A 15,201-nucleotide genomic window follows, 5' to 3' on the forward strand; every position below is an offset into this window, starting at 1 on the left:
GACCGGAGCCGGCCGCGGTCGTCAGAGCCAGCCGTTGCGGCGGAAGCCCCGGTACATCCCGACGCAGATCAGCGCGATCGCGCCGAGCACCATCGGGTAGCCGTACTCGTGGTGCAGCTCGGGCATGTAATCGAAGTTCATGCCGTACACGCCGGTGATCATGGTGGGCACCGCGAAGATCGCCGCCCAGGCGGTGATCTTGCGCATGTCCTCGTTCTGCGCCACCGAGACCTGCGCCAGGTTCGCCTGCAGCAGCGAGTTCAGCAGCTCGTCGAAGCCGTGCACCTGCTCGGCGACCCGGGCCAGGTGGTCGGCGACGTCCCGGAAGTACTTCTGGATGTCCGGGTCGACCAGCCGCTGGAGCGGCTCGGAAAGCTGCTGCATCGGGCGCAGCAGCGGCACCACGGCGCGCTTGAACTCCAGTACCTCGCGCTTGAGTTGGTAGACCCGGCCGACATCGGCGCTGCGCCCGCCCTTGGCCGAGAAGACGCCGTACTCGATCTCGTCCACGTCGTTCTGGAGCCGCTCGGCGACCAGCAGGTAGTTGTCCACCACGTGGTCGGCGATCGCGTGCAGCACCGCCGCCGGGCCCTTGGAGAGCAGCCCGGTCTCGTCCGCGTCGGCCTCCAGCCGGTGGCGCAGCTCCTGCAGCGAGCCGTGGCCGCCGTGCCGGACGGTGATGACGAAGTCCCGGCCGGCGAAGACCATCAGCTCGCCGGTCTCCACCACCTCGCTGGTCGGCGTGAGCTGGTCGTGCTCCACGTAGCGGATGGTCTTGAAGACGGCGAACAGCACGCTGTCGTAGCGCTCGACCTTGGGGCGCTGGTGCGCGTGCACCGCGTCCTCGACCGCGAGCGGGTGCAGGCCGAAGCGCTGGGCGATCCCCTCGAACTCGGCCTCGGTCGGCTCGTGCAGCCCGATCCAGCTGAACGATCCCTCGCCCTCGGGGAGTTGGTGGGCGGCCTTGACCCGGCGGGCGGCCTCGCGGGGGCTGCACGTCTCGCCCCTGCGCTTGCCGTGCTGGTAGACCGCGCAGTCCACGACCGCCGAACCGGCGTCCTCGGGCAGGACGTCGAAGACGCCGGACGCACCGCGGCGGCGGTTGGTGCGGACGGCGGCGCGCAGGCTGTTGATCATCGACATGGCAGGCTCCCAGAGGCAGGAACCGTCGCGCGGCGGCGCGGAAGGAAAAACGTTCGGCCGCGGTACGACGGCGGAGAACACCGGTGAAACGGGGGATGAAAGTGCTCTCCCGGCCGGTCCGTCCGCCGTGGGGCCTGCGCCCGGGGCTACCGCGGCTGATTCAGCCGGTTGGGCCTGCGGGGCGCGGGGTACGGGGGAGTCGGGGCCGGGTAGAGCTGCCGGTACTGCATGGTCGGCCGGTATCCACCGCAACCACCTCCTTCGCGCCGCCGCCCCGGGACGAAACGATCCCGGTGGCCAGTCGCTCACCCTAACATCTGACCGGGCGTCGAAGCCGTGGGGTTTCCCGGAGGTTTCCGAAGGCTTTACGGGATCCTTGTGCGGCCCCGCCGCGAGCGCCCGCGCACCCGCCCGCACGCGGCCCGCGAACCCCCGGGGGTTACGCTCACCGGCATGGCGCACGACTTCCCGCTCTTCGGCGACCCCCACGGCGGCACCTCCCCGGAGCTCTCCCGGGAGGCGGTGCTGGCCGCCGTCGAGGCCCGGCTGATCTCCACCTTCGGCGAGCCGGGCGGCCGCGCCGCGGTCACCTTCCTCGGTGCCGACCGGATCGAGGTGCTGCGCTTCGGCCCGGACGCCGAGGACCTCGTGCGGTACGCCACGCTCGGCATGTCCGCCGCGCCGATGGCCGACCCGACCGCGCCGGTCGCCGACCAGGTGCGCGGCCCGCGCGCCGAACTGGTGCTGACCGTCCGGGGCGGGCGCGACAGCGTGCTGCGCACCCTGGCCACCTTCGCCGCCACCCCCCAGGTCGAGGGCCTGGTGGTGGCCCCGGGCGGCTCGCTGGACCTCGGCTCCCCGCTCTGGGACGGCGCGCCCTTCACCTCGGTGCTCGCGGCCGAACCGGGCGGCCTGGTCGAGGACCTGGAGCTGGCCGAGCCGGCCGATCCGGTCCGCTTCCTGCCGCTGCTGCCGATGACGCCCAACGAGGCGGGCTGGAAGCGGGTGCACGGCGCGGCCGCGCTGCAGGAGCGCTGGCTCGACCAGGGCGCCGACCTGCGCGACCCGAACCGCCGCGGCGTCCGGCTGGACTGACCGCCGCGCGATAGGACGGGGTGCGGCGGCGTCGAACCCCGGGGCGAGGGATCACGAGTCCCCCGCCCCCGCCCCCGCCCCCGCGTCCGTTCAGCGCCCGATCGGCTTGGCACCGGTGGCCTGCGCCAGCAGTGCCCCGTACACCTCGGGGTCGGTGGTGTGTTCGCCGAGCCGGACGGTCTTGCGGGTGCCGTGGTAGTCGCTGGAGCCGGTTACCAGCAGGCCGAGCTCGCCGGCCAGGCCGCGCAGCCGGACCCTGGTGTCCTCGTCGTGGTCGGTGTGGTCGACCTCCAGCCCGGCCAGCCCGGCCGCCGCGAGGTCGGCGATCACCTGGTCGGAGACCGTCCGGCCGCGCTTGACCGCGCCCGGGTGGGCGAACACCGGTACCCCGCCGGCCGCCCGGACCAGCCGGACCGCCGCGACCGGGTCGGTCTCGTGCTTGCGCACGTCCGCCCGCCCGCCGTTGGCCAGCCAGTCGGCGGTGAAGGCGTCCGAGACGGTGGCCACCACGCCCGCCTCGACCAGCGCGCTGGCGATGTGCGGCCGCCCGACCGAGCCGGCCCCGGCGATCCGCCGCACCTGCTCCCAGCTGATGTCCGCGCCGAGCTCCCGGCAGCGCTCCACGATCGCCCGCCCGCGCCGGAACCGGTCGGTGCGCACCAGGTCCCGCTCGCGCGCGAACTCCGGCTCCTCGGGGTCGAACAGGTACGCCAGCAGGTGCATGCTGATGCCGTCCACGGCACAGGACAGCTCGGCGCCCGGGACGACGGTCAGCCGGCTGCCGGCGGGCAGCGCGCGCACCGCCGCGGCGGCCTCGGCGTGGCCGGCCACGGTGTCGTGGTCGGTCAGCGCCACCACGTCGAGGTCCGCGGCGACGGCCGCGGCGACCAGCTCGGCCGGGCTGTCGGTGCCGTCGGAGGCGTTGCTGTGGGCGTGCAGGTCGATGCGCACGGGTCGGGCTCCTGGGGGCTCGTGGGTGCCGCCCAGGATAGGCCAGCGGTCAGCCGAGCAGCCGGGGGGAGAGCGCCCCGCAGGGCAGCAGGTCCAGTTCGGCGCCCGCCTCGCGAAGGTCGGTCAGCACCAGCTCGTCGTACATCACCAGCGCGGACTGCTCGGGCCAGGCGACCGCCCAGAGCCAGAGCCCGCGGGCCTCGCCGGCGAACACCGCGCGGTCGGCCGGGGCGTCCGGGACGTGGAACATCGGAGTGGGCCGCCCGGCGGCCATCAGCTTGGCGTCGGCGGGCTTGTAGAGGCCGACGGAGTCGCCCGGGTCCGGCCCGGGCAGGCCCGCGTAGCGGGCACCGAGGCCGACGCCCAGCTCCTCGGCGATCAGCACCAGCTCGCCGAAGCCGCCGAGCGGGGCCGGTCCGGAGCAGGCGACGGCGGTGGCCCGGGCTCCCGAAACGTCGTCACCGACGTGGGCGATGCCGGTGTAGAGCCAGCCGACCGGGAGCGGCCAGGGCAGCCAGACCGGGACCTGGGAGCGGGCGACGGCGACGCCGAGGGCCTCCACACTCGGGGGCAGCACGGGCTGCATCGGGTGCACGGCTCCGTGCCGGTCGCACTGCCAGGTGTCTGAGAACAGACCGGGGGCGCGGACCCGACCGGCGCACCTCGGGCAGCTTGGCTCGCCCCTCATAGCCGTCAACGCTCCTCCCTCCGGACCGCCGCGTCAAGGACGATCACCCGTACGGAGGGCTCGGCGGCACCTGTCGGTGGCGGACGCCCGGACCGGCACCGGGTGGGCGCGGCGCGGGCGGTTCCCGTTGGGGGATGTCCCGTCCCGGGCGGCGGCAAACGTTCCGGCTCCGACCCCGAACGCACTGACGCCCCGTCATCGGCGAATGCGGTGACGGGGCGTCAGTCGGGTATCGGAACGTCCGGATCGGACGCTCCCGGGTCGTCGGCGGCGGGTGTGGGCTCCGGGTCGGAGGCGCCGCGCCGGGTCAGACGGTCGGGCACGGGCGGATGAGCAGGCGCTCGCCGGTGCGGGCGGCGGCGTCGACGACCTCGCGCACGGTGGCGGCGTCGGCGATCAGGCGGTCGGCGGCGGAGCCGTTGGTGTCGTCGAGCCGGACGATCTCGAAGCGCATGGTCTTCGTCATGGGCGTCTCCTTTCCTGGCCCCGCGGGGCGGGGCGGTCGCGGCTGAGTCGGTATCAGCCCTTTCGGGGTCCTGCGGATCCGGCGGTGAGACCGGACCGGGCGGGTCGTAGTCGCGGGTGCGGCGGTCTGCTGCGGCAAGGGCCCCCTTGCTTGCCTGGTGCGTCCAGTGCCTCGTGAACCACGGTGACGTGGCGGTGCTACCGGGCCGTTGCCCGTCCGTAAAGTCCAGGTTTCGGGAGATTGGCGCCGAGCGGAGGCCGGCGATGATTCCCGGACAGAATCAAAGATTACCGTAACTAACGAATTTTGTCCTGTGTTGAAGCCGGTCGAAGTTGCAGAAGTGGTACAGACCACTTTCGGTGAACCGGGGGAACCGGACCGGTCCGGCGGGCGTCGGCGCCGGCCGCGTCAGCCCCAGAAAGCGGCCAGCGCCTCGGCCGTGGCGGCCGGCCGCTCGGCGTTGGGGGAGTGGCCGGCGTCCGCGACCACCACCCGGCGGGCACCCAGCCGCTCGGCCATCGCGGTCTGCTCCGGGACCGGCCAGGCGTGGTCCCGCACGCCCGACAGCACCAGCAGCGGCAGCCCGGCGGTGGCGGCGGCCAGCTCCGCCACCCGGTCCGGCGCGGCCACCAGATGGCCGCCGGTGACGGACAGCGCCCGCGGCACGTTGGCCAGCCAGCGCCGGTGCAGGAACTCCGCGACGGCCGGTTCCAGGCTCGGCCGCGGCTGCCCGCTCTCCGCCTCCAACTGCCGCATGACCTGCCAGATCTGCTCCAGGTCCATGCCCCGCAGGGCGTCCAGCAGCAGCTCGGTGCGGGCCGCCTCGGCCGGATCGATCGCGCCCGGGCCGGTGGACACCAGGGTCAGCGACCGCCAGGGCAGCGGGCCCTCGGCGGCCGCTGCGAGCACCGCCTCGCGCACCACCTGGCCGCCGAAGGAGTGCCCCAGCAGGTGCAAGGGGGTGCCGTCGGCGGTCAGCGCCCCGGTCAGCGCCCGTACGTCGGCGCCGAGCGCCCCGACGCCGTACGCCGCCGGGTCGTCCGGGCCGCCGGTCTCGTACTGCCCGCGCTGGTCCACGGCCGTCACCCGGTACCCGGCCGCCGCCAGCGGCTCCAGCAGCGCGATGAAGTCCTCCTTGCTGCCGGTGAACCCCGGCACCAGCAGCGCCGAGCCGCGCACCGGCCCGGTCGGCTCCGCCCGCAGCGCCGCGAACTCCCCACGCCCGGTCACCACCCGCTCGGCTCGCGCGCACCGGGGGAGCGTCAGAAACGGCGGCGTGCTCATGGGCTGCTCTCCCTGCTGTCCTGCCGGCGACCCGCCGGTCCGCCGGGGACTCCCCGACGCCCCGAGCCTAGTGACCTGAGGCGGAGGCGGGACGGGACCGCGGCGTGGAACGCCCGAGGGGGCGGGCCCGGCCGGGTGGCCTGGCCCGCCCCCTCGGGGGAGACACGGGGTGTCAGCTCTCCGGGGTGGTCTCCACCGGCGCGGCGACCTTGCGGGCGCGGGTGCGCTTGCGCGGGGCCGGGACCTCGGTGGCGGCCTCGGCGGTCTCGGCGGCCGGGGCCGCCGGGGCGGTCTCGGCGACGGCCTTCGGCTTGCGGGCCCGGGTGGCCTTCTTGGCCGGGGCCGGAGCCTCGGTGGCGTCGGCCTCGGCGGCCGGAGCCGTCTCGGCGGTCTCCGCCTTCGGCTTGCGGGCCCGGGTCGCCTTCTTCACCGGAGCGGGGGCCTCGACGATCGCGGTGGCCTCGGCGACGACGGCCTCGGCGGCCGGAGCCGTCTCGGTGGTCTCCGCCTTCGGCTTGCGGGTCCGGGTGCGGGTGGCCTTCTTCACCGGGGCCGGGGCCTCGGTGACCGCCTCGGCGGCGGCCTCGACCACTGCGGTGGCCTCGGCGACGACGGCCACGACGGCCACGACGGCCTCGGCGACCGGGGTCGACTCGACCGCCACCGCGGCCTCGGCCGAGGCGGCACCGCCGCGCGAGCGGCGACGGCGACGGCGCGGAGCGGCCTCGCCCTCGGCGCCCTCGACGGCCGGGGTCGCCACGGCGGCACCGGTCACGACGGCAGCGGCCTCGCCCTCGGCGCCGACCGCCGTGCCCCGGCGGGTGCGGCGGCGCTCGCGGGTGCGGCGCGGCTGCTGCTCCTCGGTCTCGGCCGTGGCGGCGCCGGCGCCCGGACGGCCGGAGCCGCCCTGGCCGCCGCGTCCACCACGGTCACCGCGCTCACTGCGGTCACCGCGCTCACCGCGACCGCCGCGGCCCGAGCGGGCGCCGCGTCCACCGGTCTCGCCGAGGTCCTCGACCTCCTCCGCGTTGAGCCCGGCGCGGGTCCGCTCCGAGCGCGGCAGGACGCCCTTGGTGCCCGGCGCGATCTTCAGCAGCTCGTACAGGTGCGCGGAGGTGGAGTAGGTCTCCTCCGGGTCGTTGAACGGCAGGTCCAGCGCCTTGTTGATCAGCTGCCAGCGCGGGATGTCGTCCCAGTCGACCAGGGTGACGGCGGTGCCGGAGGCGCCGGCCCGGCCGGTGCGGCCGATCCGGTGCAGGTAGGTCTTCTCGTCCTCGGGGCACTGGTAGTTGATGACGTGGGTGACGCCCTCGACGTCGATGCCGCGGGCCGCGACGTCGGTGCAGACCAGCACGTCGACCTTGCCGTTGCGGAAGGCCCGCAGGGCCTGCTCGCGGGCGCCCTGGCCGAGGTCGCCGTGGACCGCGCCGGCCGCGAAGCCGCGCTGGGTCAGCTGGTCGGAGACGTCGGCGGCGGTGCGCTTGGTGCGGCAGAAGATCATCGCCAGCCCGCGGCCGTCGGCCTGCAGGATGCGCGAGACCATCTCGACCTTGTCCAGCGAGTGCGCACGGAAGATGTGCTGCTCGATGTTGGCGACGGTCGCGCCGGTGTCGTCCGGGGCGGCGGCCCGGATGTGGGTCGGCTGGCTCATGTACCGGCGGGCGAGGTTGATGACCTGGCCCGGCATGGTGGCCGAGAACAGCAGGGTCTGCCGCTTGGCCGGCAGCATGGTGATGATCTTCTCGACGTCCGGCAGGAAGCCGAGGTCGAGCATCTCGTCGGCCTCGTCCAGGACCAGCGCGCGGACCTTGGACAGGTTGAGCTTCTTCTGCCCGGCCAGGTCCAGCAGGCGGCCCGGGGTGCCGACCACGATGTCGACGCCCTTGGTGAGCGCCTCCACCTGCGGCTCGTACGCCCGGCCGCCGTAGACGGCGAGGACGCGCACGTTGCGCACCTTGCCGGCGGTCTGGAGGTCGTTGGTGACCTGGGTGCACAGCTCGCGGGTCGGGACGACGATCAGCGCCTGCGGGAAGTCGGAGAGCTGGTCCTCGGTGGCCCGGCCGGCGTCCACGTCGGCGCGCACGATGGCCCGCTCGATCAGCGGGAGGCCGAAGCCGAGGGTCTTGCCGGTGCCGGTCTTGGCCTGGCCGATGACGTCGTGGCCGGTCAGCGCGACCGGCAGGGTCATCTCCTGGATGGGGAAGGGGTGGACGATGCCGACGGACTCGAGCGCCTCGGCGGTCTCCGGGAGGATCCCCAGTTCCCGGAACGTCGTCTTGATGGGTTCAGCGGTGGTGGACAGGGTGCTGCCTCTTCCGTTTTCGAAAGGGCCGAGAGCGAGCGGCGGGCGGGCAGCCGCGCGGCTGCCTACGGGCCTGGGCGGCCCTGATACAGCTGCGCGGACGCACAACCGCGCCGGTCCCTGCGGCCGGCCGGTGCGCGCTGCCCTGGTGCGGGGCGCGTCGCCGGCGGCGTCGGGGAGGATTCCCGTGAGGGACCTGCGCGGGACCTCCGCCTCGGGGCGTGGTCTCGGCGGCCCTCGCTCGGCCACTGATGCGGTGCCAAGGCTTGAAGTCCAAGCCATGGTCGGAGCCGATCGGCTCTCCGACCGGGCATCCGCGTACGTGAGTACCCGTGCCTCCGGTGCGGACACGTCCGGCTGGACGGTGCCACTACGGAGGGTTCGCGCGGGGTACCGAGACGGCGGTGACACCATGCGAACACGACGGGCTCCGTACCACCATACAGTCAGGCGACGACTCGAACACGTGACGCGTCTGACATTGCCCCCGGCAACTGCCACCGGAGCGGCAGGTCCGGCCGGTCACCGGGCGTGCCCGGGCACGGGGCGGCGGGGCGGGACTAAAGTTGCGGGTCATGGAGACCCATGGTGAGACGCAGGACGCGGCGGCCGGCTCGATCGGGGACTGGGCCGCGTGCTCGGCCGACCCCGGCTACCGGGCGGCGGTGCTGGACCTGCTCGGCGCGCTCGCGTACGGCGAGCTCAGCGCCTTCGAGCGGCTCGCCGAGGACGCCAAGCTGGCGCCCGACCTCGCCGACAAGGCGGCGCTCGCCCGGATGGCCTCCGCCGAGTTCCAGCACTACCAGCGGCTGCACGACCGGCTGGCCGAGGTCGGCGCCGACCCGCAGGAAGCGATGCGGCCCTTCGTCGAGCCGCTGGAGCTGTTCCACCGGATGACGGCGCCCTCGGACTGGCTGGAGGGCCTGGTCAAGGCCTACGTCGGCGACGCCATCGCGACCGACTTCTACCGCGAGGTGGCCGTCCGGCTGGACGACGACACCCGTGACCTGGTGCTGAGCGTGATGTCCGACACCGGCCACGCCCAGTTCGCCGTGGACAAGGTCCGCCAGGCCATCGAGGCCGACCCGCGGGCCGGCGGCCGGCTCGCCCTGTGGGGCCGGCGGCTGATGGGCGAGGCGCTCAGCCAGGCCCAGCGGGTCGTCGCCGAGCGCGACGCGCTGTCCAACCTGCTGGTCGGCGGCGTGCAGGTGCAGGGCTTCGACTTGGTCGAGGTCAGCAAGATGTTCAACCGGATCACCGAGGCGCACACCAAGCGGATGGCCGCCCTCGGCCTGGCCTCCTAGGAGGTCGTGGAGCCGCCGGCGGGGTTCCTCAGGCCGCCCGGTGCCGCCGCGACGCGCGGTGGGCGCCGGGCCGGTGCGGGTGGTGCCGGTGCGCCCGGGCGCGCCCGGCGGCGAGATCCGGCCGGGCCAGCAGCGAGGTGAGCACGCCCGCGGCCACCGCCGCGGCCGCGACGGACACCGCGGGCTGGCGCCCGTCCACGCCGAAGTGCGCGACCACCCCGCCGACCAGCGCCGCCGCCAGCGCGGTGCCCAGTGTCAGGGCCCGGGCGGCGCGGAAGTACGCGGGCAGGGCCAGCAGGGCGGCGCCGCCCGTGACCAGGCCGACGAGGGCGAAGGCGATCGACTCGACCAGCAAGGCTGCCTCCCGGGGGAACGGGCGTGCGGCACCGGCGCCGCACCCTCGCCGTACCCCGCCCCACCCGGTCGTACACGCGACGGTGCCCCGCTCCCTCGCGGGAACGGGGCACCGGACGATCCTGTGCGGCGACGCCTCAGGCGGTGCCGAAGCCGACCTTGCGGGAGGCCGACTCGCCGATCTCCACGTACGCCAGGCGCTCGGCCGGGACGATGATGCGACGGCCGTGCTCGTCGGACAGCGCGAAGATCTTCTCCGAGCCCTCCAGTGCCTTCGCGACCGCGCTCTGGACCTCATCGGCAGTCTGCGAGCTCTCGATCACGATCTCGCGAGGCGCGTTCTGCACGCCGATCTTGACCTCCACGGCTTCCGTCCCTCCGGGGTTGCAGCCTCCACGCACGGGCACCGGACCGCCTGGGACAAGCGTTCGCGGCGACCGTGCCGTACGGCTTCACCATAGAGCACCGGATCCCCGGCCCGACGAAGGTCGGTGGATCAGCCCTGGTGGGCGGCACCCTCGCCGGACTGGTCGCCCGGGTGCATCGGGAAGCCCTTCAGGCCGCGCCAGGACAGGCTGGCGACCAGCCGCACCGCCTCGTCGCGGGGGATCTCCAGGCCCTGCGAGAGCCAGTACCGGGCGGTGATCTGGGCCAGGCCGCAGACCCCGGCGGCGAGCAGCTTGGACTCCGCCTCGGGCAGGTCGGTGTCCTCCTGGATCACCTTGCTGACCAGCGTCGCGCTCGCCTCGGAGGCCCGCTCGACGCGCTCGCGCACGGCCGGCTCGTTGGTCAGGTCCGACTCGAAGACCAGCCGGAAGGCGCCGGACTCGCTGGAGACGTAGTTGAAGTACGCCTCCATGGTGTTGGCCACCCGCTGCTTGTTGTCGTTGGTCGCCGACAGCGCCTCGCGGGTCGACTCGACCAGGGCGTCGCAGTGCTTGTCCAGCAGCGCCAGGTAGAGCTCCAGCTTCCCGGGGAAGTGCTGGTAGAGCACCGGCTTGCTCACCCCGGCGCGGTCGGCGATGTCGTCCATGGCGGCCGCGTGGTAGCCCTGCGCGACGAACACCTCCTGGGCGGCACCGAGCAGTTGTTCACGGCGGGCGCTTCGCGGCAGGCGGGCACCGCGCGGGCGCTCCTGCGCCTCCTGGATGGCCGTCACGGCGCTCCTCACTTCGGGGTCTGTTCGCTGCTGCAGGATGGCCGATTCTACTTTTCGGTAACCGCGCCCGCGTTCGGCGAAGGCGAGAAAAGACGATCGGCCTGGTTGTCAGGAGCCCACAATACGGCGCTGACCTCGGCCTCGGCAGTGGTGGGACGGAGGCGGCCCACGGCCCGACCACCCCGGCGCTTCCGGGGCGGGGCTCACTACCATCGTCCACCATGAGCAGCGCTGAGCAGCAGGTACGTACGGTCGAGGTCCCCGGCGCGGTGCTCGCGGTGCACCGGCCCGCCGCCGACGGCGTCGCCGACGGGCGCGAGCCCGGGCTCTTCGTGCACGGCCTCGGCGGCTCGGCCGCCAACTGGGAGGCCCTGATGGGCCGGCTCTCCGGGCACGTCGACGGCGAGGCCGTGGACCTGCCCGGCTTCGGCCGCTCCCACCCGCCCACCGACGGCAACCTCACCGTCTCCGGCCACGTCCGCGCGGTGATCGGCTACCTGGAGGCCTCCGGCCGCGGCCCGGTCCACCTGTTCGGCAACTCGCTGGGCGGCGCGGTCGCCGTCCGGCTGGCGGCCGTGCGCCCGGACCTGGTGCGCAGCCTCACCCTGGTCTCCCCGGCGCTGCCCGAGCTGCCCCCGCAGCGCTCCGCCTGGCCGACCGGTCTGCTCGCGGTGCCCGGCGTGCCCGCGGTGCTGCGCCGGCTGTCCGCGGGCGGGCGCGACGCGGAGGCGGCCACCGAGGACCTGCTGCGGCTGGTCTACGGCGCTCCGGAGAGCCTGAGCCCGGAGACCCGGGCCCAGGCGGTCGCCGAGTACCGGCGCCGGCTGGAGGTGCCGCACGCGATGCAGGCGCTGGTCGGCTCGGCCCGCGGCATCGTCTCGGCGTACACCGAGCGCGGCGACCAGGCGCTGTGGCGGCAGGCGGAGCGGGTCGGGGCGCCGGTGCTGCTGGTGTACGGGCTGCGCGACAAGCTGGTCTCCTACCGCTCGGCCCGCCGCGCCTGCGCGGCCTTCACGGACGCCCGGCTGCTGGTGCTGCCGGAATCCGGGCACGTGGCGATGATGGAGCACCCCGACGAGGTCGCCCGGGCGGTACGGGAGCTGATCGCGCACACCACCGGCTGAGCGCACGTCACCGGCCGAGCGCACGGCGCGGGTGGGGCGCGCGCCGCGGCGGGCCGATCGCGCGCCCGGGCGGGGCCGCGCGGGCGGCCGCGCATACCGCCCGGTAACGGCCCGGATCGGGTCGAGGTCACGGCGGTTCACTCGATCAGGTGGCAGGCAGGCATGTGACCGATGGATCGGCCAGGGCCGGTCCTACCTTTCTGCTGTCGGACCGAACAGGTGTGGGGGAGTCGCGGCCGCCGGAGGAACCGGAGGGCGGCCGCGGCCGAGGGGTTCCGGCGGGCCGGGCCCGACCGCCGAAGCGGGCGGGAGCCCGGGGGAACGGAACGCGGCGCGGCCGCGACCGGGCCGCCGGCGGGCCGCACGGAGGCACCGCGGCGCCGACCCGGGCCGACCGGACCTCCCTTCCCCGACCGTTCCCGCCGTCGTGCGGGGGCGCCCCGGGCGACCGCCCGGGCCGCCCGGAAATCCGTCGATCCGTCCGTGATCCCGCCCAGCGAATCCGCTCTGCCCTGGAGGTCTCCCGTGCGCGTTGCCCTGCTCACCGAGGGTGTCCGTCCGCATTCCCGGCGTGGTGCCGGGGGCTGGTGCGAGCGGCTGGCCGAGGGCCTGCCGGAGCACGGGTTCGAGCTGTACCTGCTGACCGGCCCGCGGCCGGGGCCGGTCCGGCGGGCCCCGGACACCGCGGAGCGGCTGCCGGCCGTCCTGCGCGGCCCGCACGAGCTGGCGCTGTGGGGGCGCCGGCCGGGCGGCCGGGCGCCGGGCGCGGTGCGCAGACGCCGGTACGCCGGGGCGTACGAACAACTGGTGCGGGCCCTGGTGCTGCCCGCGGAGAGAGCCGGCTTCGGGCCCGGGCTGTACCGGCTGGCGGCGCTCGCCCGGGAGGACGGCACGCTGCCCGCCTTCCTGGCCTCCGCGCACGCCCGCCGGCTGCTGGAGCGGACCTGGCGGCTGCCCGGCGCGGACACCTCGGCCGGGCAGCCGCTGGTGTGCGACGTGCTGGTCGCGGCGGACCTGCTGGAGCAGTGCCTGCGCCCGCTGTCCGCGCCCTGGTACGGCACCGGCCCCGGCGGCCTCGGCGCGGCCGACCTGTGCCACGTGGTCGGCGGCGGTCCGGCCGCGCTGCCCGCCCTGGTGGCCCGGCACCTGCACGGGGTGCCGTTCGTGGTCACCGAGCACGGCCTGCACCTGCGCGAGCAGTACCTCGGCTACCGCGAGGCGCCGTACCGGTGGCCGGTCCGCGCCCTGCTGCTGTCCTTCTTCCGGGCGCTCACCGGGGAGACCTACCGGCAGGCCGCGATACTCACCCCCGGCAGTGCCCACGACCAGCAGTGGCAGCGCCGCTGCGGGGCCGACCCGGCGCGCACCCGGGTGGTGTACGAGGGCACGCCGGCGGTGGACCGCCCGGCCGCCGGGCCGGAGCCCGCGGCGCCGACCCTGGTGTGGACGGGCGCGCTGGAGCCGGGCCGGGACCTCGAACTCGCGCTGCACGCCCTCGCCCGGGTCCGCGCCGAACTGCCCGGCGCCCGGCTGGTGGTGTACGGCGAGGAGGCGGCGCCCGGCTACCGGGCGCACTGCGCGGCGGTGGCCGAACGGCTGGGAGTGGCCCCGGCGGTGGACTTCGCCGGGCGGCCCGGCTCCCTCGCCGGGGCCTGGGAGTCGGGCACGGTGACGGTCTTCTCGGGGCTCTCCCAGCGCAGCCCCCGGCTGCTCGCGGACGCGATGCTCAGCGGCCGGGCGGTGGTCTCCACCGATGTCGGGGTGGCCCGCGAGGTGGTCGGGCCGACCGGGCTGCTGGTGCCCGCCCGCGATCCGCGCGCCCTGGCCGGCGCCTGCCTGGCGCTGCTGCGCGACGAGGAGCGGCGGGGCCGGCTCGGGCTGGCCGGGCGGCTGCGGGCGCAGGAACGCTTCGCCGTGGAGCCGGTGATCGGCGCGTTCCGGGAGATCTACCTGGAGCTGGTCTCGCAGTACCCGGCCTTCCCCGGCGGCGGGGGCGGCGGAGAGGGCGGGCCCGCGCCGCGCCCGTTCGCCCGTCCCGCCGAGTACTGGCTGGCCGACGGCCCGCGCGGGGGCGGCACCCCGGAGGAGGGGAACGCGAACCCGGACGGGGTGCGGGAGCCGGCCGGGCGGCGGGCCGAACTCGCGGAGGCCCGCTGATGCCGGGCGGGACCCTGCTCGGCGGCAGCGCGGACCCGGTGCGCGAGGTGATGGCGGAGCACCGCGGGCTGTGCGAGCGCGCCGTCGACCCGCTGGAGATCGCCGCCGGGCTGGAGGAGGCCGGGCTCGGCCCGGACGCCGCCGCCCGCTGCCGGCACGCCGACCTCTTCTCGCTGGCCGAGGAGCTGTACGCCCGGGTGCCCCGCCGCCCGTCGGCGCCCCGGCCGGTGGAGCGGCGGTCGGGCGGAGCCGCCGCCCGGGCCGCGCTGACCGCCGCCGCGCTGGCCGCGCTGCCCTGCGCGGGGGTGGCCGCGCTCGGGCCGCGCTGGCCGGTGCTGCTGTCCGCCGCCGTCCCGCTGGTGCTGCTGCCCGCGCTGACCGCGCCGCCCCCGGCCGATCCCGGCTCGCCGTGCGCCGGACCCGTCCGCCCGCCGGACGCCCTGGGGCCGGGGCCGGCCGGGGCACCGGCGCCCCGGCCGCTCCCGGGATCCCGGCTGCGCCCGGCGGCGCTGGGCCACGGGCTGGGCCTGGCCGCGCTGCTGCTGCTCCCCTCGGCCGTACCGGGCGGGGACCGTCCGCGGGCCGTCGCGCTGGTGCTGGCGGCGGCGGTCTCGGCCGGGGCGGCCGAGCGGACGGCCCGCTGGTACCGGCAGGTCGGCCGCGGCCACCTGGGCACGGCGGGCACCCTGGCCGAGTTCCGGGCCCGGATGCGGCCGGTGCTCCCGGTCGCGCTGGCCCTGCACTTGGCGGTGCTCGGGGTGCTGAGCTTCGCCGCGCTGGCCGTGCTGGCGGTCGTCGCGCCGCGCCCCGGGCCGGGCCACGGCGGCGGGCCGCTGCACCTGGCGGTCGAGCGGGCCGGCCCCGCCCAGTGGGCGGCGCAGGGCGTGCTGGGCCTGCTGCTGGTGCTGCCGGTGCTGCTGGCGCGGTGCGGCCGGACGGCCGCCGCCGCGGCGGCGGCGTCGGCCGGGGCCGCCGCGGTGCTCGGGCCGCTCGCCCTGGGGCGCTCCGCCCCGGAGGCCTGGCTGCTCGGCGGCGGCCCCGTCGCGGCGGCGCTGCTGGCGTACGCCGGGGCGGTGCTCGGCCGGGCCGGCTCGCACCGCTGAGCGCCGTCCGCCGACACCGTCCACCCGCTCCGTCGCTCCACCGCGGGGATCCGCCGCGTGATCCCCGCTCT

14 protein-coding genes are annotated in these 15,201 nt (G+C 75.9%); 5 read left to right on the forward strand and 9 right to left on the reverse strand.

Annotated elements, in window-relative coordinates; genetic code table 11:
- Window positions 1-21: 21 nt before the first annotated feature.
- Window positions 22-1,143 (reverse strand): magnesium/cobalt transporter CorA, encoded by a 1,122-nt coding sequence (corA, locus tag ACFWJ4_RS06505; protein WP_380539921.1) that lies wholly within the window; start codon window positions 1,141-1,143, stop codon window positions 22-24.
- A 453-nt stretch (window positions 1,144-1,596) separates the two neighbouring features.
- On the opposite strand from corA, the gene ACFWJ4_RS06510 reads away from it, so the two are divergent.
- Complete coding sequence (locus tag ACFWJ4_RS06510; RefSeq protein WP_380539924.1) at window positions 1,597-2,238, forward strand: suppressor of fused domain protein; 642 nt, start codon at window positions 1,597-1,599, stop codon at window positions 2,236-2,238.
- 90 nt (window positions 2,239-2,328) lie between these two features.
- On the opposite strand, the gene ACFWJ4_RS06515 is transcribed toward ACFWJ4_RS06510, so the two are convergent.
- The 5 genes from ACFWJ4_RS06515 to ACFWJ4_RS06535 form a co-directional block, all read right to left on the reverse strand.
- Window positions 2,329-3,189 carry a PHP domain-containing protein gene (locus ACFWJ4_RS06515; RefSeq protein WP_380539927.1) on the reverse strand — a complete coding sequence of 287 codons (861 nt, stop codon included), beginning with the start codon at window positions 3,187-3,189 and terminating at the stop codon, window positions 2,329-2,331.
- A 49-nt stretch (window positions 3,190-3,238) separates the two neighbouring features.
- Window positions 3,239-3,877, reverse strand: coding sequence for a DUF6758 family protein (locus ACFWJ4_RS06520; RefSeq protein ID WP_359903520.1), 639 nt, complete (start codon window positions 3,875-3,877; stop codon window positions 3,239-3,241).
- 307 nt (window positions 3,878-4,184) lie between these two features.
- Complete coding sequence (locus ACFWJ4_RS06525; protein WP_359903649.1) at window positions 4,185-4,343, reverse strand: hypothetical protein; 159 nt, start codon at window positions 4,341-4,343, stop codon at window positions 4,185-4,187.
- 408 nt (window positions 4,344-4,751) lie between these two features.
- Complete coding sequence (locus ACFWJ4_RS06530) at window positions 4,752-5,627, reverse strand: alpha/beta fold hydrolase (RefSeq protein WP_380539930.1); 876 nt, start codon at window positions 5,625-5,627, stop codon at window positions 4,752-4,754.
- Between the two features lie 172 nt (window positions 5,628-5,799).
- Complete coding sequence (locus ACFWJ4_RS06535; RefSeq protein WP_380539933.1) at window positions 5,800-7,815, reverse strand: DEAD/DEAH box helicase; 2,016 nt, start codon at window positions 7,813-7,815, stop codon at window positions 5,800-5,802.
- Window positions 7,816-8,504: 689 nt separating this feature from the next.
- Here ACFWJ4_RS06535 and ACFWJ4_RS06540 point away from each other — a divergent pair.
- Window positions 8,505-9,233, forward strand: a complete 729-nt coding sequence (locus ACFWJ4_RS06540) for a ferritin-like fold-containing protein (protein WP_380539936.1) — start codon at window positions 8,505-8,507, stop codon at window positions 9,231-9,233.
- A gap of 28 nt (window positions 9,234-9,261) precedes the next feature.
- Here ACFWJ4_RS06540 and ACFWJ4_RS06545 read toward each other — a convergent pair whose 3' ends face one another.
- The 3 genes from ACFWJ4_RS06545 to ACFWJ4_RS06555 form a co-directional block, all read right to left on the reverse strand.
- A complete protein-coding gene (locus ACFWJ4_RS06545; protein WP_380539939.1) occupies window positions 9,262-9,588 on the reverse strand; it encodes a hypothetical protein in 327 nt (108 codons plus the stop codon).
- A 136-nt stretch (window positions 9,589-9,724) separates the two neighbouring features.
- Entirely contained in the window at window positions 9,725-9,952 is a 228-nt protein-coding gene (locus ACFWJ4_RS06550) for a DUF3107 domain-containing protein (protein ID WP_359903510.1), read from the reverse strand.
- Window positions 9,953-10,083: 131 nt separating this feature from the next.
- A complete protein-coding gene (locus tag ACFWJ4_RS06555; protein ID WP_380539942.1) occupies window positions 10,084-10,746 on the reverse strand; it encodes a TetR/AcrR family transcriptional regulator in 663 nt (220 codons plus the stop codon).
- A gap of 221 nt (window positions 10,747-10,967) precedes the next feature.
- Between ACFWJ4_RS06555 and ACFWJ4_RS06560 the strand changes: the two genes are divergently transcribed.
- From ACFWJ4_RS06560 to ACFWJ4_RS06570, 3 genes are all read left to right on the forward strand, one after another.
- On the forward strand, window positions 10,968-11,870 hold the full coding sequence (locus tag ACFWJ4_RS06560) for an alpha/beta fold hydrolase (protein WP_380539945.1): 903 nt from the start codon (window positions 10,968-10,970) through the stop codon (window positions 11,868-11,870).
- Window positions 11,871-12,395: 525 nt separating this feature from the next.
- Window positions 12,396-14,027 (forward strand): DUF3492 domain-containing protein, encoded by a 1,632-nt coding sequence (locus tag ACFWJ4_RS06565; protein WP_380539948.1) that lies wholly within the window; start codon window positions 12,396-12,398, stop codon window positions 14,025-14,027.
- Window positions 14,027-15,130 (forward strand): hypothetical protein, encoded by a 1,104-nt coding sequence (locus ACFWJ4_RS06570; RefSeq protein WP_380539951.1) that lies wholly within the window; start codon window positions 14,027-14,029, stop codon window positions 15,128-15,130. Before ACFWJ4_RS06565 ends, ACFWJ4_RS06570 begins: the two co-directional genes overlap by 1 nt.
- Window positions 15,131-15,201: the final 71 nt, after the last annotated feature.

It is taken from the genome of Kitasatospora sp. NPDC127067, assembly GCF_042724755.1.
Taxonomy (GTDB): Bacteria; Actinomycetota; Actinomycetes; order Streptomycetales; family Streptomycetaceae; genus Kitasatospora; species Kitasatospora lactacystinica.

Excerpts from the sequence above, each read along its gene's own strand:
- corA (WP_380539921.1), bottom strand. The coding sequence starts at position 1,143 with ATGTCGATGATCAACAGCCTGCGCGCCGCCGTCCGCACCAACCGCCGC.
- ACFWJ4_RS06510 (WP_380539924.1), top strand. The coding sequence starts at position 1,597 with ATGGCGCACGACTTCCCGCTCTTCGGCGACCCCCACGGCGGCACCTCC.
- ACFWJ4_RS06520 (WP_359903520.1), bottom strand. The coding sequence starts at position 3,877 with ATGAGGGGCGAGCCAAGCTGCCCGAGGTGCGCCGGTCGGGTCCGCGCC.
- ACFWJ4_RS06525 (WP_359903649.1), bottom strand. The coding sequence starts at position 4,343 with ATGACGAAGACCATGCGCTTCGAGATCGTCCGGCTCGACGACACCAAC.
- ACFWJ4_RS06530 (WP_380539930.1), bottom strand. The coding sequence starts at position 5,627 with ATGAGCACGCCGCCGTTTCTGACGCTCCCCCGGTGCGCGCGAGCCGAG.
- ACFWJ4_RS06535 (WP_380539933.1), bottom strand. The coding sequence starts at position 7,815 with ATGACCCTGCCGGTCGCGCTGACCGGCCACGACGTCATCGGCCAGGCC.
- ACFWJ4_RS06540 (WP_380539936.1), top strand. The coding sequence starts at position 8,505 with ATGGAGACCCATGGTGAGACGCAGGACGCGGCGGCCGGCTCGATCGGG.
- ACFWJ4_RS06560 (WP_380539945.1), top strand. The coding sequence starts at position 10,968 with ATGAGCAGCGCTGAGCAGCAGGTACGTACGGTCGAGGTCCCCGGCGCG.
- ACFWJ4_RS06570 (WP_380539951.1), top strand. The coding sequence starts at position 14,027 with ATGCCGGGCGGGACCCTGCTCGGCGGCAGCGCGGACCCGGTGCGCGAG.